Below are 17862 nucleotides of genomic sequence, written 5' to 3'. Positions count from 1 at the left end.
CGCTGTTGAGTTCTCAAGGAACGGACGCTTCCTTTGTACTCACCCTCTCGGGCTTTCCTCCGGGCGCTTCCCTTCGTGTCTCCGACTCTATCAGATCCTTTTCTCAACCTGATCCCCAGTCAGCGGGGTTTGTCTTCCCGGCCGTTCGGCCCTTCCGACGAGTGAGACTTTAGCGGATTCCCAGCTCCCCGCCTAATCGGGGGGCCGCGTCCTTTCGAACGAGGATTCCTCATTTCGCAAATACGCATGCCAGCAATACAGCGAGCAAGCGGACAGGTAGCTGCCCGGCTGTTCGCCGAGAGTGGTGGGACTTGCGGAATGGCTGCCCGGGGACCGACCAGGTCGGCGCTCACTTCGGACAGCCCGGAGAACATTACGTATCGGCATGTCCGGTGTCAACTCTCGTCCGGGCGGAACCCTGGAGGCGTACTGTGGTCGACATGACGACACGTACGTGCCACCAGCTCTGGTGGGCCGCCTGACGGCGGCCTGAGTCACGTATGTCATCGACGGCCGCCGCACTCTGGCGGCCGTTCTTGTTTCTCCCTCCTGGGGAGGGCGGCCGGTGGGTGCGGTGGCCCTGAGCGGGAGGTCGAGGGATGAAGCGAGTGTTCAGCGGGGTCAAGCCGACCGGGCATCTGACGCTGGGGAACTATCTGGGGGCCATGCGGCGGTGGGCCGAGGTGGATCAGCATCGGGCGGACGCGCTGTTCTGCATCGTCGATCTGCACGCGCTGACCGTGGACCACGATCCGGCGCGGGTGCGGCGGCTGAGCCGGCAGGCGGCGACGCTGCTGCTGGCGTCGGGGCTGGATCCGCGGCTGTGCACCGTGTTCGTGCAGAGCCATGTCGATGAGCATGCGCGGCTGTCGTATCTGCTGGAGTGCGTGGCGACGGACGGGGAGATGCGGCGGATGATCCAGTACAAGGAGAAGGCGGCGCGGGAGCGGGCACGGGGTGGGAGTGTGCGGCTGTCGCTGCTGACCTATCCGGTGCTGATGGCGGCGGACATCCTGGCGTACGGGACGGACCGGGTGCCGGTGGGGGACGACCAGACGCAGCATGTGGAGCTGGCGCGGGATCTGGCGGTGCGGTTCAACCAGCGGTACGGGCAGGCGTTCGTGGTGCCGCGGGCGACGAGGCCGGGGGTGGCCGCTCGGGTGATGAACCTTCAGGAGCCCCGGTCGAAGATGGGGAAGAGCGACGACACGGGGCCCGGGATCGTCTATCTGCTGGACGAGCCGGATGTGGTGCGGAAGAAGGTCATGCGTGCGGTGACCGACAGCGGGCGGGAGGTCGTGTACGACCGGGAGGGCCGTCCGGGGGTGGCGAATCTGCTGGAGATTCTCGCGGCGTGCACGGGTGGGAACCCGGAGGCGCTGGGCGGTGTATATGAATCGTACGGCGCCTTGAAGAGGGACACCGCGGAGGCAGTGGTGGAGGTTCTGCGGCCCGTACAGGACAGGCACAAGGAGTTGTGCGCGGATCCTGCGTATGTGGAGGGGGTGCTGCGGGATGGTGCGGAGCGGGCTCGGGCCATGGCGCGGCCGGTCGTGGATGCCGCTTATCGGGCGATCGGGCTGTTGCCGCGGATGGCGGGGGACGGGGACCCGGGTGGGGCTGAGACGGGTGGGGCTGAGACGGGTGGGGGCTTGGGTGTGCTGAACGCGGCTCGGTAGGCGCGGGGGCTGGTGGCGAGGCGCGATGCGAAGTGCTGGCGCATCGTGACCTCGCTGCCGAAGCCCGCGCGGCGGGCGACCTCGGGCATGGGGAGGTCGGTGCGCTCCAGGAGCTTCTGGGCGGCGGCGACGCGCTGGTCCAGGAGCCAGCGCAGGGGTGTGGTCCCTGTGGCCGCGGAGAAGTGGCGGGCGAAGGTGCGCTCGGACATGCCCGCGTGTGCGGCGAGGTCGGCGACGTTGAGCGGTTCGTGCAGGTGCCGCAGGGCGTGTTCGCGTACGGCGGCGAGGGTGTCGTCGTCGCGGTCGGTGCGGGGAGTGGGGTGTTCGATGAACTGTGCCTGGGTTCCGGTGCGGAAGGGGGCCGTGACCATCGAGCGGGCGATGGTGGCGGCGGCTTCGGCGCCATGGGAGCGGCGGACGAGGTGGAGGCAGAGGTCGATGCCGGCGGCTGTTCCGGCGGCGGTCCAGATGTTGTCGTCCTGGAGGAAGAGGGCGTCGGGGACAACGGTGACGCGGGGGTGGTGGGTGCGCAGGAGGTCTACGAGGTTCCAGTGGGTGATGGCTCGGCGGCCATCGAGGAGTCCGGCCTGGGCGAGGGTGAAGGCGCCGCCGCAGAGGGAGGCGAGGGTGGTGCCTCGGGCGTGGGCGCGGCGCAGTGCGTGGAGGAGGGGGGCGGGTGCGGGGGTGAGGTGGTCGTCCAGGCCGGGGACGATGATCAGGTCGGCCTGCGGCAGCCAGCCGAGCTTGCGGTCGGGGTGGAGGGTGAGGCCGCCGCGCATGGGGATGGGGGCGGTGTCGGTGGCGACCCGGCGGAGATCGAAGGCGGGGGCGTGCTGTTCGGTGCGGTCGGTGCCCCAGACCTCGGTGATGATCGAGACGTCGAAGGCGCGGATGCCGGGGAAGGCGATGAGGGCTACCCGGTAGTCGTGCGGGGCGGTCTCCGTGGGGTCCGGCTCAGCGGTGACGTCCATGGGTGGGAGTACATCATGGGGGTGGCGGTAATACATCGATCGCTGTCTTTTGCGCCTCTGGGGTGCGGGGGCGGGCGGCGACAGGATCGTCGGCATGGAGACAGAAGAGTTCACGCGGATCGCTGAGAACGCCGCGCTGGTCGTGGTGGATGTGCAGCGGGGGTTCGACGAGATGGCGCTGTCGGTGGCGCGGAACCATCCGGAGGCCGATGACCGGATCGCCGAGTTGATCGATGTCTGGCAGTCGTCGGGGCGGCCGGTCGTGTTCGTACGGCATGACTCGGCCCGGGAGGACTCGCCGCTGCGGCGGGGGTACTCGGGCAATGACTTCAAGGAGTACGTGGAGGAGCGACGGGGGAAGGGGGGCGGGGCGGAGCTGCTGGTGACGAAGTCGGTGAACTCCGCGTTTCTCGGGGCGCCTGATCTGGCGGGCTGGCTGAAGGCGGAGGGCATCGGGCAGATCGTGGTGGCCGGGATCCAGACCAACTGGTGTGTGGAGACCACGGCCCGGATGGGAGGCAACCTGGGGCTCAATGTGGTGGTGGCCTATGACGCCACCTACACCTTTGATGTGGAGGGGCCGTTCGGCTGGCGGCTGAGTGCGGAGGAGGCGGCGCGGGCCGCGGCGGTGAATCTGCACGGGGGGCGGCTTCGCGCGGGTGGTGACCACGGCGGAGGTGGTGCGGGGGGTGGGGTGAGAGTGCGGGGGGGTGGGGGTGGGGTGAGGGTGCTGGGGGGCTGGGGCGCTTTGTCGGTGGCCGGGGCGGGGGTGCGGGTGAGGGGTGAGGCCGCCTCTGGCCGGTGGGGTCAGTTGTTGCCGGAGGCCAGTGCGCGGCTGCGGTCGCGGGCGGCTTCCAGGGCTGCGATGAGGGCGGCCCGTACGCCGTGGTTCTCCAGTTCGCGGATGGCGTTGATGGTGGTGCCGGCCGGGGAGGTGACGTTCTCGCGGAGTTTGACCGGGTGTTCGCCGCTGTCGCGGAGCATCACGGCGGCGCCGATCGCAGACTGGACGATCAGGTCGTGGGCCTTGTCGCGCGGGAGGCCCAGCAGGATACCGGCGTCGGTCATGGCTTCGACCAGATAGAAGAAGTAGGCCGGGCCGGAGCCGGAGAGGGCGGTGCAGGCGTCCTGCTGGGACTCGGGGACGCGGAGGGTCTTGCCGACGGCGCCGAAGATCTCCTCGGCGGTGGCCAGGTGGTCGGGGGTGGCGTGGCTGCCGGCCGAGATGACGGACATGGCCTCGTCCACGAGGGCCGGGGTGTTCGTCATGACGCGGACGACGGGGGTACCGGTGGTCAGGCGCTCCTCGAAGAAGGAGGTGGGGATGCCGGCCGCGCCGCTGATGATCAGGCGGTCGGCGGGGACGTGCGGGGCGAGTTCGTCCAGGAGGGTGCCCATGTCCTGCGGCTTGACCGTGAGGATCAGGGTGTCGGCGGTCTTGGCTGCCTCGGCGTTGGTGACGGGGGTGACTCCGTGGCGGGCGCGGAGTTCCTCGGCGCGCTCGGGGCGGCGGGCGGTGACCAGGAGATCGGCGGGTGCCCAGCCTCCCCGGATCATGCCGCTGAGCAGGGCTTCGCCGATTTTTCCGGTGCCTAGGACTGCGACTTTCTGCGTCATGGTGCGGGGCCCTCCGGGGGTGTGTCGTCCGGTTTCATCCTCGCACTCGGGGGTGGGGGGTGGCGGGTCTGTCCGGTGGGCGGACGAGTGGGGGTGTGGAGGGTGGGGGTGTAGGGGGTGGGGGTGTGGGGCGGGGCGGTCAAGTCGTGCGGCGGCGGAGGGTGGCGGCGCCCAGGAACAGGACGAGGAGGGCGCAGCCCGCGACGACCAGGACATCGCGGAGGAAGGCGGCGGTCATGTCGGCGTGCTGGAGGACCTCGTTCATGCCGTCGACGGCATAGGACATGGGGAGGGCGTTGGAGATGGCTTCGAGGGCGGGGTGCATCTGGTCGCGCGGGGCGAAGAGGCCGCAGAGGAGGAGCTGGGGAAAGATCACCGCGGGCATGAACTGGACCGCCTGGAACTCGGAGGCCGCGAAGGCCGAGACGAAGAGACCGAGGGCGGTGCCGAGCAGTGCGTCGAGCAGGGCCACCAGGAGCAGCAGCCAGGGGGAGCCGGTGACGTCGAGGCCGAGGGCCCAGACGGCGAGTGCGGTGGCCAGGGCCGACTGGATGATCGCGAGAAGGCCGAAGGCGAGGGCGTAGCCGGCGATCAGGTCGCCCTTGCCCAGGGGCATGGCGAGCAGGCGTTCGAGGGTGCCCGAGGTGCGTTCGCGCAGGGTGGCGATCGAGGTGACCAGGAACATCGTGATCAGCGGGAAGATCCCGAGGAGTGAGGCGCCGATGGTGTCGAAGGTGCGGTCGCTGCCGTCGAAGACATAGCGCAGCAGGAAGAGCATCAGGCAGGGGATCAGGATCAGCAGGGCGATCGTGCGCGGGTCGTGGTGCAGCTGGCGCAGGACGCGGGCGGCGGTGGCCAGGGTGCGGGAGGTGTTCAGGACGCCGGAGGGGGTGGGGACGGGGGCGGGGGCGGGGGTGGGGACGGGGGTGGTAGGGCCGGTGGGTCCGTTGGGGGGTGGTGGCTGGGTGCCGGTGCCGGTGGTGGTCATGCGGTGGGCTCCTTTGTCCGGGCGGCGGTGACGGCTTCGTCGACCAGGTGGAGGAATGCCTCTTCGACGGTGTCGCTGCCGGTGCGGGTGCGCAGGGCGGCGGGGGTGTCGTCGGCGAGGATCTCGCCCTCGCGCATCAGGAGGAGGCGGTGGCAGCGCTCGGCCTCGTCCATCACATGGGAGGAGATGAGGAGGGTGGCGCCGCGGGTGGCGGCGAGGGAGTGGAACAGGTTCCAGAGGTCGCGGCGCAGGACGGGGTCGAGGCCGACGGTGGGTTCGTCGAGGACGAGGAGTTCGGGGGTGCCGAGCAGGGCGACGGCGAGGGAGACGCGGCTGCGCTGGCCGCCGGAGAGATTGCCGGCGAGGGAGTCGGCGTGGCTGGTGAGGTCGACGTCGGCGATGGCCCGGGTGACGTTGGCGCGGCGGTGGGCCGCGGCGGCGCGGCCGGGGTGGAGGACGGCGGCGAAGTAGTCGAGGTTCTGCCGGACGGTGAGGTCGTCGTAGACGGAGGGGGCCTGGGTGACGTAGCCGATGCGGCTGCGCAGGGTGGGGTGGCCCGCGGGGCGGCCGAGGACGTCGAGGGTGCCGGTGACCTTGGCCTGGGTGCCGACGACGGCGCGCATGAGGGTGGATTTTCCGCAGCCGGAGGGGCCGAGCAGGCCGGTGATCTGGCCGGGCGGGACGGTGAAGTCGAGGGCGCGCAGGACGGTGCGGGGGCCGCGGGCGACGGTGAGGTTCTCGGCGCGTACGGCTGGGGGTGTGGGGGTGGGAGTGGGGGTGGTGGTGGGGAGGGGGTCGGGTGGGGGCGGGGGTTTATTCATCATGCGATGAATACTCCTCCGGGGGTGGGGTGGAGTCAAGCGGGATGGGGGTGGGTGGGCTGGGAGGTGTGGGGGTGGGGCCTTGGGGGCCGGTATGGGTGTGCGGCGGGCCCTTGAGGGGGGCCCGCCGCACTGGAAGGGAGGGGGTGGGGTAAAGGGGGGTGGTCAGGGGTGGGGGGTGGCTACGAGTAGTTCGACGTCGTAGGTCTCTTCGATGTGGGCGGTCGGGAAGTGGGTGAGGAGGTGGGCTCGCTCCTCGGTGAGGAAGGCGGTGCGGGTCTGTTCGTCGGCGACCAGGAAGATCGAGTGGCTGCCGAGGTTGGCCAGATGGACGTCCAGCGGGACCCGGCGGCTCCAGCGGATGCGGCGATGGGTGAAGTCGGGGCCGTTTGGCGCGTCGATGGCGTGGCCGGTGATCCGGCGTACCTCGGTGGCGTTGTCGCGGGCGAAGGTGCGGTGGACGCGGCGGGACTGCTCGGCGATCCAGTCGATGTCCAGGGCGTCCGTGTTCCACCACAGGGCGAGGGCGCCGCCCGGACGCAGGACGCGCAGGGCTTCCGGGAGCGAGCGGGACTGGTCGGTCCAGTGCCAGGACTGGGCGTAGGTGACGAGGTCGACGGAGGCGTCGGCCAGCGGGAGACGGTCGCCGTCGCCCCGGACGACAGGGGCGTCGGGGAGGGTCCGGCGGAACTCGGCGGCCATGCCCGCGCCGGGCTCGACGGCGATCACCTCGGCGCCCCGGCCCCGCAGCAGCGCCGTCGCCATGCCGGTACCGGCGCCGATGTCCGCGACCCGGGCGCCGGCGAGGGGGCGGCCGGACAGTTCCTCGACGGCGTCGAGGAGGGCGGGCGGATAGGAGGGGCGGTTGGCGGCGTACTGGGCGGCGGCGGAATTGAAGGAGCGGGCGCGGTCCTGGGTGGTCGGTGAGGCCGGTGGAGGTGTCGTCGTCATACGGCCATGGTGGCCGGAGTGGGCGGGAGAGGGGGTGGGGTGGGTGGGGTAGGGAGTTTGGTGAGCGGGGGGGGTTACTGGCGGCGGCGCTTCTTCGCCGGGTTTCGGGTGCGGCGGGAGGTGCGCTTCGCGTGGGTGCGGCGGGCCTCCTCGTACTCCTGGCGGTGGAGCTTCTCGCCGGGGGCCTCGGTCAGGGCGCGGAAGAAGTAGGCGAGGAGGGAGCCGACGAAGCCGATAGCCAGGAGGCCGCGCTGGGAGGACTGGCGGTCCGGATCAGGGCGCCGGGAGAAGCTGTCCCAGGTGGCGCGGAAGGCGAGCGCGCTGCACACCGCGAACATCACGACGACCAGCAGCGTGACGAGGCTGCCGGTGTCGGCGAGCTGGAGCCCCTGGTAGGCGAAGCGCAGGACCAGGCAGGCGGCGACGGCCGCGGCGAGGGAGCCTACGGCGACACCGGCGCGGCGCAGGAGGTAGCCGTTGGTGTGGTCGACCCAGGTCGTGCCGAAGAAACGGATCGGCTGGGGGCGGGGGCCGTCGGGGGTGGGGTCGGCGGGGGGCTCGGACGCCGGGGGGTCGGCGGGAAGCTCGGCTGGGGGCGTTTGGCGGGTGGGGGTGCTGTCTGCGCCGCCTGTTGCGCCGGTTCCGCCTGTGCCGTCCGCGTCGGCCTTGCCGGTGTTGGTCGGCTTGGCGGTTCTGCCGGTCTTGCCCTTCGGGTTCTCGCTCACCTGTCGATTATCACCGGGTGGGGGTGTGGGGGCTGCGGGTGGTGCGGAGGGGTTTTCCGGGGCGGGGCGGAGTGGGGCGAGGCGGGACGGAGTGGGGTGGGGCGGAGTGGGGTGGGGCAGGGTGGGGCATGGCGCGGCTCCCGGTGATCGGGATCGCCGGGAGCCGTGGGCCCTGGTGGGGCGGGTGTCTGAGGCGTCAGGTGCCTGGTGGGTCAGGAGCAGCGGGGTGCGACGTAGTCGTCGCTGCCCGTCTTCACATAGGCGTCGGACACATACTGGGCGTTGGCGATGCAGTCCCAGATGGTCGAGGTGCCGTAGGGGCCGGTGACGGAGTCGCCGGGGCGCTGGCAGTAGATCGGGACCGTGGCGCCCTCGGGGAGGACGCGGACGATCCGGTAGTGGGTGCCGGGGCCGTTGCGGACGTTCAGCCGGACGCCGGGGGCCACCGGGTACGCGCGTACCCGTGCCGCCGCCGACTCCGACTCCGTCTCGGCCGACTGCGCGGTCTGTTCGGCCTGCGCCGGCCGGTCGTCGGCCTCGTCCGCCCCCTGTGTCACGACCTGCTCAGTGTTCTCCGTGGCCATGTCGTTCTCCCCCCTGGATGAACCTTCACGATGAACGCTTCACGCCAACATCACGTGGCGCACCGAGGCTAGCAAGGCGCCCGGGGTTTCGTACGAAGCATCGACTAGGCTCAGCGCGTCGTGCGTGCGGAGGAGCATCCGGGGGTGAGCGATGCCGCCATGGCGCAGCACCGGCGCGGATGCGGAAGCGGAATCTCCGCAGTATGCCGGACAGTATCTGCTGGAGGCCCCGTTGGGCTCCGGTGGGATGGGTGTCGTACATCTGGCGCGGTCGGCCTCCGGGTTGAAGCTCGCGGTGAAGGTCGTGCATGCCGATTTCGCGCAGGATCCCGAGTTCAGGGGGCGGTTCCGGCAGGAGGTCGGGGCGGCGCGGAAGGTCAGCGGGGCGTTCACCGCGCCGGTCGTGGACGCCGATCCCCATGCCGGGCGGCCCTGGATGGCGACCCTGTTCATCCCCGGGCCGACCCTCGCCGAGTATGTGAAGCGGAACGGGGCGCTGCCAGCCGCTCGGCTACGGCAGTTGATGGCCGGGCTGGCGGAGGCGCTGCGGGACATCCATCGGGCCGGAGTGGTCCACCGGGATCTCAAACCCAGCAATGTGCTGCTCGCCGAGGATGGGCCGAAAGTCATCGACTTCGGGATCTCCCGGCCCTCGGACAGTGAACTGCGTACCGAGACCGGCAAACTGATCGGTACGCCGCCGTTCATGGCGCCGGAGCAGTTCCGCAGGCCGCGTGATGTGGGGCCCGCCGCCGATGTGTTCGCCCTCGGGTCGGTCATCGTGCACGCGGCGACCGGCAGTGGGCCGTTCGATTCGGACAGTCCTTATCTGGTGGCTTATCAGGTCGTCCATGAAGAGCCGGACTTGACAGGGGTGCCGGAGGATCTCGCGGAGCTGGTCGCGCGCTGTCTGGCCAAGGATCCCGAGGATCGGCCGACGCCGGATGAGCTGATGACCGAGCTGCGGTCGGTGTCGGCGTCGTACGACACGCAGGCGTTCATACCGGAGCAGCGGGCGGCGGGGGGTGGGGGTTCCGGGGCGCGCGGGGAGGGCTCGGATTCCGGGGCGGGCGGGGCGTCGGGGTCGGCTTCCGGTGGGGCGGGGCGCGGGAGGCGTTCGGGGCGGGCCGAGGTGCCTACCCATCGGCGGCGCGGGGTGCCGGGCGTCGGCGGCGAGGGGCGGCCGGGGCGGGTACGGCTGCCACGTGGGCGGAGGTTGTGGACGGGGGTCGGGGCCGCGGCCGTCGCCGTGGCGCTCGGGGCCGGGGTGTTCGCGGTGGCCGGGGGTGAGTCCGCCGCCCCGCAGGGTGGGCAGGGGGCTTCGGGGCTGGGTGAGGGGTTCCGGCCGTGGGAGGTGGCGCTGAGTGCGAAGGGCGCCGAGGCCGGTGGGATGCCGCACTGTGTGTACGCGCCCGACGCGCTGTACTGCACCCGGCCCGGGGTGCTCGCGGCGGAGGTGGATCCGGTGGACGGGTCGGTGCGGTGGGCTCGGGCCGGGACGGATGCCGGGGCGGATGGGGGGACGGACAGTGGGGTGGATGGGGGGACGGACAGTGGGGTGGATGGAGGGGCGGACAGTGGGGTGGATGGTGAGGTGGACGCCGGGGCGGGTGGTGGGGTCGGTGGGAACGGTGTCGTGGAGCCGCCGGTGCTGTCGGGTGGGCTGCTGCATGTCGTCACGGACGGCGGGCGGCGGCTGGCCGCGCTGGATCCGGACACCGGCCGTACCCGCTGGACCCATGATCTGACCGGCTACGGCGGACGGATCGCGCATGCCGGCGGGGTCGTCCTGCTCACCGCCGACGACTCCGAGGTCACCGCGCTGGACGCGGCCACCGGGGAGCGGAAGTGGCGGCGGACGGTGGACGGGCTCACCCAGCCGGTGTTCCAGTCGTACGGCGACGGGAACGCGTACGCGGTCGGCGCCGACGGGGCGGACGGGACGCGGGTCAGCGCCGTCGACCCGGAGACCGGCGAGGTCCGCTGGCAGCGGCGGCTGACCGGGACGCTCACCCTGGTCGGCGCGCGGGACGGGGTGCTGTGGTTCACCTCGACGGCGGCGGCGTACTCCGACACGGATGCCGTGGTGCGCTACGACGTGGAGCGGGGGGATCAGCGGCGGATCGCGCTCCGCTATCCGGTCGCGGGCGCGCAGAGCGTCGTGGGGGATACGGACCGGGTGTATCTGATCGGGGCCGATGGGGCGCTGGTGGCCGTGGACGCGGGGAAGTCGGCGCAGGTGTGGCGGGTGGAGACGTCGGTGAGTTTTCCGTCGGCGCCGGTGGTGGCCGGGGGGCGGCTGTACTTCGGGGCCGGGGACGGGCGGGTGGTCGCCGTGGACGCGGCGAAGGGCGAGCAGCTCGGGCAGACGGAGGCGCGGCCGGGGGCTGCGCGCGAGTCGGTGGTGTCGGGGTTGCCGGTGCCGGTGGTGGGTGAGGGGAAGGTGTTCGGGGCGGCGCCGGACGGGACGTTGTTCGGGGTGGAGGGGGGTGGGGTGGAGGGGTGGTAGGGCGGCTCGCCGGGTTGGCGGGCTTGTGGGCGGGCTCGTGCTTTTGGATGGGCTCTCGTGGGTGGGCCCGTGGTCGTGAATGGGCTTGTGGGCGGGCTCGTGCTCGTGGATGAGCTCTCGCGGGTGGGCCCGCGCTCGTGGATGGGCCCGTGGATGGGCTCGTGCTCGTAGATGGGCCTGTGGACGGGCTCGCCCGGTGCGTGGGGCTGCCGGTGCGGGGCTCTCCGTGGGACGGGATGGCCAAGGGGCCGCACCCGTCACGTGCGGCCCCTCGTGGTGGCCGGTCCCTGCCTCGGGTCGGGCGGCCGGCCCTCGGGCAGATGGGGCTCGGCCCACGCCCTCCGTCGGATGGGCTGCCTCCGTCGGATGGCGCTCAGCCCACACCCTCCGTCGGACGCGGCTCAGCCCAGCTTGCTGACGTCCCTGACCGCGCCCCGGTCGGCGCTGGTGGCCATCGCCGCGTACGCGCGCAGGGCGGCGGAGACCTTGCGCTCGCGGTTCTTCGGGGCGTAGACCCCGCCCAGCGCCTGCTCGCGGCGGGCGAGTTCGGCGTCGTCGACCAGCAGCTCCATCGAGCGGTTGGGGATGTCGATACGGATGCGGTCGCCGTCCTCGACCAGGGCGATCGTGCCCCCGGACGCCGCCTCGGGGGAGGCGTGGCCGATGGACAGGCCGGACGTGCCGCCGGAGAAGCGGCCGTCGGTGACCAGCGCGCACGCCTTGCCCAGGCCGCGGCCCTTGAGATACGAGGTCGGGTACAGCATCTCCTGCATACCCGGGCCGCCCTTGGGGCCCTCGTAGCGGATGACCACCACGTCACCCTCCTTGACCTGCTTGGTCAGGATCTTCTCAACGGCTTCCTCCTGCGACTCGCAGACGACGGCCGGGCCTTCGAAGGTCCAGATCGACGCATCGACGCCCGCTGTCTTCACAACGGCCCCGTCCACCGCCAAGTTCCCCTTCAGCACAGCGAGTCCGCCGTCCTTGGAGTACGCGTGCTCGGCCGAGCGGATGCAGCCGCCCTCGGCGTCCTCGTCCAGCGACTCCCAGCGCTCGGACTGGGAGAACGCCTCGGCGGAACGGACGCAGCCGGGACCCGCGTGCCACAGCTCGATCGCGTCGGGGGACGGGGAGCCGGCGCGCACGTCCCAGGTCTTCAGCCAGTCGGCGAGGGACGGGCTGTGCACCGCGTGCACATCCTCGTTCAACAGGCCCGCGCGGTGCAGCTCGCCGAGCAGCGCCGGGATACCGCCCGCGCGGTGCACGTCCTCCATGTAGTACGTCCGGTCCTTGGCGACGTTCGGCGCGACCTTCGCGAGGCACGGCACGCGCCGCGACACGGCGTCGATCTCGGCCAGCCCGAACGGGACCTCGGCCTCCTGGGCGGCGGCCAGCAGATGCAGGATCGTGTTGGTGGAGCCGCCCATGGCGATGTCCAGGGCCATGGCGTTCTCGAACGCGGCGAAGGTGGCGATGTTGCGCGGCAGGACCGTGTCGTCGTCCTGCTCGTAGTAGCGGCGGGTCACGTCCATGACCGTGCGCGCGGCGTCCACGTAGAGCTGTTTACGGGCCGTGTGGGTGGCCAGGACCGAGCCGTTGCCCGGCAGGGACAGGCCGATGGCCTCGGTCAGGCAGTTCATCGAGTTCGCCGTGAACATGCCGGAGCAGGAGCCGCAGGTCGGACAGGCGTTCTCCTCGATACGGAGGACATCCGCGTCCGACACGTTCTCGTTCGCGGCCTCGACCATGGCGTCGATCAGGTCGAGCGTGCGGACCGTGCCGTCGACGAGCGTGGCGCGGCCGGCCTCCATGGGGCCACCGGAGACGAAGACCGTGGGGATGTTCAGCCGCAGGGCCGCGTTGAGCATGCCCGGGGTGATCTTGTCGCAGTTGGAGATGCAGACCAGCGCGTCCGCGCAGTGCGCCTCGACCATGTACTCCACGCTGTCCGCGATCAGGTCGCGGGAGGGCAGGGAGTAGAGCATGCCGCCATGGCCCATGGCGATGCCGTCGTCCACCGCGATGGTGTTGAACTCGCGCGGGATGCCGCCGGCCGCGACGATCGCCTCGCTGACGATCCGGCCGACCGGCGCGAGATGGGTGTGACCGGGCACGAACTCGGTGAAGCTGTTGGCGACCGCGATGATCGGCTTCCGGCCGATGTCCGCACCGGGTACACCGGAGGCGCGCATAAGGGCGCGGGCGCCCGCCATGTTGCGGCCGTGGGTGACTGTGCGGGACCTCAGCTCGGGCATCGTCGCTCGCTCCTTCGGAGAGTTCCGAGAGTTCCGGCGGTCGGGAACCGAACCGTCGGAGTTCTGGCTGCTATGAGCGTACGCCCGCGCTCCAAGGGATGGACACCATGTCCGGGATTCGGGATGAATGTCTCACGGGCGGGTTTCATGGGCGGGTCTCATGGGCGGGCCGGGCGGGCGGGCCGGGTGGGGGCTCTTTGCGGGGTGTCCTGCCGGGCCGCTGCCGCTGCGGGCGTCCTGGCGTCGGGTCCGCTCGGGGGCCGATCGGGGGCTGGTCGAAGGATGACCAAGGGCTGGCCAGCGGCTGATCAAGGGCTGGTCAGGTGGCTCTGGACCACGGGGGCGACTCGTTCGATGATCTGTTCGATATCGACCGAGGCCAGTGGCTCGATCTTGATCACATAGCGGATCACGGCGATCCCCACCAGCTGGGACGCCGCCAGCTCGGCCCGCAGCTTCGGGTCGGGCAGATCGACGTCGTCGGCGATCCGGCGCAGCAGCGTGTTGGCGATGAGGTTGCTGAAGACGACCCGCGCGGCCTCGTTGTTCACGGCGGAGCGGACGATGGCCAGCAGTGGCTTGCGGGTGGCCGGGTTCTCCCAGACGCCGAAGAAGTAGCGGGTCAGCCGCTCCCCCGCGGCCTCCAGGGGGCCGTCGACCACCACGTCGGGTGCGCGGAGCGCCGGGGCGGCGACGGCCTCGACGGCGGCGGCGAAGACCTGCTCCTTGGTGCCGAAGTAGTGGTGGACGAGGGCCGGGTCCACCCCGGCCGACTTCGCGATCCCCCGCACGGAGGTCTTGTCGTACCCGCGCTCGGAGAACTTGTCCCGGGCCGCCGCCAGGATCCGGTCACGGGTGGCGGGGCCGTCGGCGGAGTCGGTACGGGAGGGGCGGCCTCGGCGGCGGGGGGGTGTTGTGGGGGGGGCGGGGGTGTCGGTCTGGGCGGGGGTCCTAGGGGGGGCGTTCTGGGTGGGGGTCCTAGGGGGGCGGTTTGGGGTGGGGGTCCCGGGGGCGTCGCTCCGGGTCGGGGTCCCAGGGGTGCCGGTCTGGGCGGGGGTCCCGGCGGGGTCGCTCTGGACCGGGGTCCCAGGGGTACCGGTCTGGGCCGGGGCACCTGGGGCGTCGCTCCGGGCCGGGGTCCCGGGAGCGGGCTTGGGTTCGTTCTCCGGGGCGGTCATGACCGGGTCACCTTCGTCGGTGAGGCCAGATGGAGGCGGGTGAAGGCGAGGGCCTCCGCGAGGTCCGCCTCGCGCTCGGCGCTGGACATCGCCCTGCGCGTGTTGACCTCGATCACCACATGCCCGTCGAAGCCGGTCACGGCGAGCCGGTCCAGGAGTTCGGCGCAGGGCTGGGTGCCCCGGCCGGGGACCAGGTGCTCGTCCTTGGCCGAACCCCGGCCGTCGGCGAGATGGACATGGCCGAGGCGGTCGCCCATCCGGTCGACCATGTGGAGGGCGTCGACGCGGGCGGTCGCCGTATGGCTGAGATCGATCGTGTAGTGCCGGTAGTCGTCCTTGGTGACGTCCCACTCGGGGGCGTACGCGAGCATCTCGCGGTCGCGGTAGCGCCAGGGGTACATGTTCTCGACGGCGAACCGGACATCGGTCTCGTCGGCCATGCGCCAGATCCCGGTGACGAAGTCCCGCGCGTACTGGCGCTGCCAGCGGAACGGCGGATGGACCACGACCGTGCTCGCGCCGAGCCGCTCGGCGGCGGCGCGGGCGCGCTGGAGCTTGGTCCAGGGGTCCGTGGACCAGACCCGCTGGGTGATGAGCAGACAGGGTGCGTGCACGGCGAGGATCGGGACCCGGTGGTAGTCGGCGAGTCGGCGCAGGGCGTCGATGTCCTGGCTGACCGGGTCGTTCCAGACCATGACCTCGACACCGTCGTACCCCAGGCGTGCGGCGATCTCGAAGGCCGTCGCCGTCGACTCCGGGTAGACCGACGCCGTCGAGAGGGCGACCTTCGCGTCCGGAATGCGTACGACAGGGGGTGCCACGAAGCACAGGGTACGTGGGATTGGCGGTGGGCCCGGGTGGACGGGGTTCACGGGCGGGTACGGGGGTACACGCGCGCGGGTGAGGTGTCGGGTGGGGTGTTTCGGGCCCACCTGTCGGCTACAGGTCCGCCAGGTCCGTCGGCATCGCCGGGGTCATCGTGGTGCCCATGCGGTCCAGTTTGCGCAGGATGATGCCCTCGCGCAGGGCCCAGGGGCAGACCTCTACGGTCTCCACGCCGAACAGGTCCATCGCCCCCTCCGCCACCAGGGCACCGGCGAGGAGCTGGCCCGCGCGGCCGTCGGAGACACCGGGGAGTTCGGAGCGCTCGGCGATGGTCATCGAGGCCAGCCGCGGCACCCATGCCTCCAGGGACTCGCGCTTGAGGTCGCGCTGCACATAGAGGCCGTCGGCGCTGCGGGCGGCGCCGCCGATACGGGCGAGCTGCTTGAACGTCTTGGACGTGGCCACCACATGGTCGGGAGCGCCGAACCTGCTGAACTCCCCCACCGTACGGGCGATCCGGGCCCGTACATGGCGGCGCAGGGCCCTTATGGCGGCCGGTTCGGGCGGGTCGCCGGGCAGCCAGGCGGCGGTGAGGCGGCCGGCGCCCAGCGGGAGGGAGACGGCGGCGTCGGGTTCCTCGTCGATGCCGTAGGCGATCTCCAGGGAGCCCCCGCCGATGTCCAGGACCAGCAGCTTTCCGGCCGACCAGCCGAACCAGCGGCGTACCGCGAGGAAGGTCAGCCGGGCCTCCTGCTCGCCGGTCAGCACCCGCAGCTCGACCCCGGTCTCGGCGCGTACGCGCGCGAGGACGTCGTCCGCGTTGGTGGCCTCGCGCACGGCGGAGGTGGCGAACGGCAGGATCTCCTCGACGCCCTTGTCCTCGGCGGCCTGGAGGGCCTCGTGCACGATGGTGATCAGCTGGTCGACGCCTGCGGCGTCGATGGACCCGTCCTCTTCCAGCAGTTGGGCGAGGCGCAGATCCGCCTTGTGCGAGTGCGCGGGGAGCGGGCGCGCGCCCGGGTGCGCGTCCACCACCAGCAGATGCACCGTGTTGCTTCCCACATCGAGGACACCGAGTCTCATACCCGGAACGCTACTGCCAGTGGCGCGATCCTTTGCCCCGGAGGCCGGTTCCCGAGCGGTCCCATGGACGGGTCCGGCGACTTACCCTGGACCCGTGCCAAAGACGAAAAAGGCGAAGAGCGACAAGAGCGGCAAGACCGGTAAGAACGATACGACCGGCAAAGCCGACAAGCTCGACATGATCGACAAGGCAGTCAAAGTCGGCAAGAAGGCGAAAGGGCGGGCCGCCGCCGAGGCCGCGACCGGCGACGAACAGGGGCTGGACTTCCCGCGCGCGTGGGTCGAGTTCCCGGACCCGGCGGACGACGAGCAGGTCTTCCGCTGCGATCTGACCTGGCTGACCTCCCGCTGGAACTGCGTCTTCGGAAGCGGCTGCCAGGGCATCCAGGCAGGCCGCGCGGACGACGGGTGCTGCACACTGGGCGCGCACTTCTCCGACGAGGACGACGAGCAGCGGGTCGCCGGGTTCGTGGCACGGCTCACGCCGGACATCTGGCAGCACCACGGCGAGGGCACCCGGCACGGCTGGGTCTCCGAGGACGAGGACGGCGACCGGCAGACCCGCCCCTTCCAGGGCTCCTGCATCTTCCAGAACCGGCCCGGATTCGCCGGGGGCGCGGGCTGCTCGCTGCACATCCTGGCCGTCCGGGAGGGCCGGGAACCGCTGGAGACCAAGCCGGACGTCTGCTGGCAGCTGCCGGTGAGACGCACGTTCGACTGGATCGACCGCCCCGACGACACCCGGGTGCTCCAGGTGTCCATCGGCGAGTACGACCGGCGGGGCTGGGGTCCGGGCGGCCACGATCTGCACTGGTGGTGCACCTCCGCGACCTCGGCGCACGGCGCGGGCGACCCGGTCTATGTCTCCTACCGCCCCGAGCTGACCGAGCTGATGGGCAAGGCGGGCTACGACCGGCTGAGCGAGCTGTGCGAGGAGCGGTTGGCGTCGGGGTTGCCGCTGTTTGCTCCGCATCCGGCGGATCCGGCGGATCCGGCGGGGGCGGTGGGGTCGGTGGGGTCGGTGGGGTCAGTGGATCCGGCGGGGCCGTCGGGGTCGGCGGGGCTTGTGGGGCCGGGGCGCCCGGCGGGCACGGCGGAGCCGGGGGACGCGGAGGGGTGAGGGACGCGGAGGGCCAGGGGGGCCTGGCGCCGGTTTAGGCCCTGAGCGGGCGGTTGAGGGCGTGGGGGGCCGACTTGAGGCGGTGGGGGGCGCCTGGGGCCCGGGAAGGGCGGTTGAGGGCTGAGCCGGGGGGCTGAGGACTTAGCAGGGGGCTCGGAGCTGGGTCGGTGGGCTTGGAGCCGCGTCCGGAAGCCGGGAGCCGGGTCCGATAGCCGGGTCGGGGACCAGGAACTGCGTCGGGAGGGCCGGGAGCCGGATCGGGTCGCTCAGGAATCGGGTCGCGGCCGGAGGCCGGATCGGGTCGCTCGGCAACCGGATCCGGGCAGGAGCCGGATCAGGTCGCTGGGAAACCGGGCCAAGAGCCGGGAAACCGGGCCATGAGGGTGGGGAACCCGGATCGGTGGACGCCGGGCAGGACCCGCTGCCGGGGGGCGCTGCGGCTGGGCAGAAGCAGCACTCAGCAGAAGGCGGCGCTCATCGACGTGACGGCGTACCTGAGCCCCTCAGACCTGCCCGGCGTCAGCCGCCCCCGGGCAGTCCACCCCCGGCGTCGCTC

The 17862-nt window shown here is 71.7% G+C and carries 12 protein-coding genes and 3 pseudogenes; 4 read left to right on the top strand and 11 right to left on the bottom strand.

The genetic code is table 11. The annotated features are described in order from the left end of the window. Positions 1-599 precede the first annotated feature (599 nt). Positions 600-1679: a tryptophan--tRNA ligase gene (gene trpS / locus ABZX40_RS31530; RefSeq protein WP_355745019.1), complete on the top strand. Its 1080-nt coding sequence runs from the start codon at positions 600-602 to the stop codon at positions 1677-1679. Here trpS and ABZX40_RS31525 read toward each other — a convergent pair. Continuing rightward, positions 1565-2650, bottom strand: a complete 1086-nt coding sequence (locus tag ABZX40_RS31525) for a helix-turn-helix domain-containing protein (RefSeq protein ID WP_355745021.1) — start codon at positions 2648-2650, stop codon at positions 1565-1567. The genes trpS and ABZX40_RS31525 overlap by 115 nt on opposite strands. A 94-nt stretch (positions 2651-2744) precedes the next feature. Between ABZX40_RS31525 and ABZX40_RS31520 the strand changes: the two are divergent. After that, a pseudogene (locus tag ABZX40_RS31520) lies at positions 2745-3348 on the top strand (cysteine hydrolase family protein). A 109-nt stretch (positions 3349-3457) separates the two neighbouring features. On the opposite strand, the gene proC reads toward ABZX40_RS31520, so the two are convergent. From proC to ABZX40_RS31490, 6 genes are all read right to left on the bottom strand, one after another. After that, complete coding sequence (gene proC / locus ABZX40_RS31515; protein ID WP_355745023.1) at positions 3458-4267, bottom strand: pyrroline-5-carboxylate reductase; 810 nt, start codon at positions 4265-4267, stop codon at positions 3458-3460. Positions 4268-4406: 139 nt separating this feature from the next. Next, positions 4407-5255, bottom strand: a complete 849-nt coding sequence (locus ABZX40_RS31510) for an ABC transporter permease (RefSeq protein WP_355745026.1) — start codon at positions 5253-5255, stop codon at positions 4407-4409. Next, complete coding sequence (locus ABZX40_RS31505) at positions 5252-6079, bottom strand: ABC transporter ATP-binding protein (RefSeq protein WP_355745029.1); 828 nt, start codon at positions 6077-6079, stop codon at positions 5252-5254. The genes ABZX40_RS31510 and ABZX40_RS31505 overlap by 4 nt, the downstream gene beginning before the upstream one ends. A 162-nt stretch (positions 6080-6241) precedes the next feature. After that, a complete protein-coding gene (locus ABZX40_RS31500) occupies positions 6242-7027 on the bottom strand; it encodes a class I SAM-dependent methyltransferase (RefSeq protein WP_355745032.1) in 786 nt (261 codons plus the stop codon). Between the two features lie 74 nt (positions 7028-7101). Next, complete coding sequence (locus ABZX40_RS31495) at positions 7102-7542, bottom strand: EamA/RhaT family transporter (protein ID WP_355745286.1); 441 nt, start codon at positions 7540-7542, stop codon at positions 7102-7104. Positions 7543-7964: 422 nt separating this feature from the next. After that, a complete protein-coding gene (locus ABZX40_RS31490; protein WP_355745035.1) occupies positions 7965-8336 on the bottom strand; it encodes a peptidase in 372 nt (123 codons plus the stop codon). Positions 8337-8487: 151 nt separating this feature from the next. Between ABZX40_RS31490 and ABZX40_RS31485 the strand changes: the two genes are divergently transcribed. Further along, positions 8488-10845: a serine/threonine-protein kinase gene (locus tag ABZX40_RS31485; RefSeq protein WP_355745038.1), complete on the top strand. Its 2358-nt coding sequence runs from the start codon at positions 8488-8490 to the stop codon at positions 10843-10845. A gap of 401 nt (positions 10846-11246) precedes the next feature. Here ABZX40_RS31485 and ilvD read toward each other — a convergent pair whose 3' ends face one another. From ilvD to ABZX40_RS31465, 4 genes and pseudogenes are all read right to left on the bottom strand, one after another. Then, complete coding sequence (ilvD, locus tag ABZX40_RS31480; protein ID WP_355745041.1) at positions 11247-13100, bottom strand: dihydroxy-acid dehydratase; 1854 nt, start codon at positions 13098-13100, stop codon at positions 11247-11249. A gap of 308 nt (positions 13101-13408) precedes the next feature. Next, a pseudogene (locus tag ABZX40_RS31475) lies at positions 13409-14005 on the bottom strand (TetR family transcriptional regulator); the annotation flags it as partial. A gap of 269 nt (positions 14006-14274) precedes the next feature. Then, entirely contained in the window at positions 14275-15099 is an 825-nt protein-coding gene (locus tag ABZX40_RS31470) for a sugar phosphate isomerase/epimerase (protein ID WP_355745044.1), read from the bottom strand. A 118-nt stretch (positions 15100-15217) separates the two neighbouring features. Next, the gene (locus ABZX40_RS31465) at positions 15218-16186 is read right to left on the bottom strand and encodes a Ppx/GppA phosphatase family protein (protein WP_355745047.1); all 969 of its coding nucleotides are present in this window, start codon (positions 16184-16186) and stop codon (positions 15218-15220) included. A gap of 94 nt (positions 16187-16280) precedes the next feature. Between ABZX40_RS31465 and ABZX40_RS31460 the strand changes: the two are divergent. Then, a pseudogene (locus tag ABZX40_RS31460) lies at positions 16281-17174 on the top strand (hypothetical protein); the annotation flags it as partial. Positions 17175-17862 lie beyond the last annotated feature (688 nt).

This window comes from Streptomyces sp. NPDC004610 (assembly GCF_040609715.1).
Taxonomy (GTDB): Bacteria; Actinomycetota; Actinomycetes; order Streptomycetales; family Streptomycetaceae; genus Streptomyces.
Note: the sequence above shows the minus strand (reverse complement) of the source record. Positions and strands in the feature narration are given on the sequence as shown.

Bases quoted from the DNA above. Each gene is read 5' to 3' on its own strand.
- trpS (WP_355745019.1), top strand. From the start codon at position 600: ATGAAGCGAGTGTTCAGCGGGGTCAAGCCGACCGGGCATCTGACGCTG.
- ABZX40_RS31525 (WP_355745021.1), bottom strand. From the start codon at position 2,650: ATGGACGTCACCGCTGAGCCGGACCCCACGGAGACCGCCCCGCACGAC.
- proC (WP_355745023.1), bottom strand. From the start codon at position 4,267: ATGACGCAGAAAGTCGCAGTCCTAGGCACCGGAAAAATCGGCGAAGCC.
- ABZX40_RS31510 (WP_355745026.1), bottom strand. From the start codon at position 5,255: ATGACCACCACCGGCACCGGCACCCAGCCACCACCCCCCAACGGACCC.
- ABZX40_RS31505 (WP_355745029.1), bottom strand. From the start codon at position 6,079: ATGATGAATAAACCCCCGCCCCCACCCGACCCCCTCCCCACCACCACC.
- ABZX40_RS31500 (WP_355745032.1), bottom strand. From the start codon at position 7,027: ATGACGACGACACCTCCACCGGCCTCACCGACCACCCAGGACCGCGCC.
- ABZX40_RS31490 (WP_355745035.1), bottom strand. From the start codon at position 8,336: ATGGCCACGGAGAACACTGAGCAGGTCGTGACACAGGGGGCGGACGAG.
- ABZX40_RS31485 (WP_355745038.1), top strand. From the start codon at position 8,488: ATGCCGCCATGGCGCAGCACCGGCGCGGATGCGGAAGCGGAATCTCCG.
- ilvD (WP_355745041.1), bottom strand. From the start codon at position 13,100: ATGCCCGAGCTGAGGTCCCGCACAGTCACCCACGGCCGCAACATGGCG.
- ABZX40_RS31465 (WP_355745047.1), bottom strand. From the start codon at position 16,186: ATGAGACTCGGTGTCCTCGATGTGGGAAGCAACACGGTGCATCTGCTG.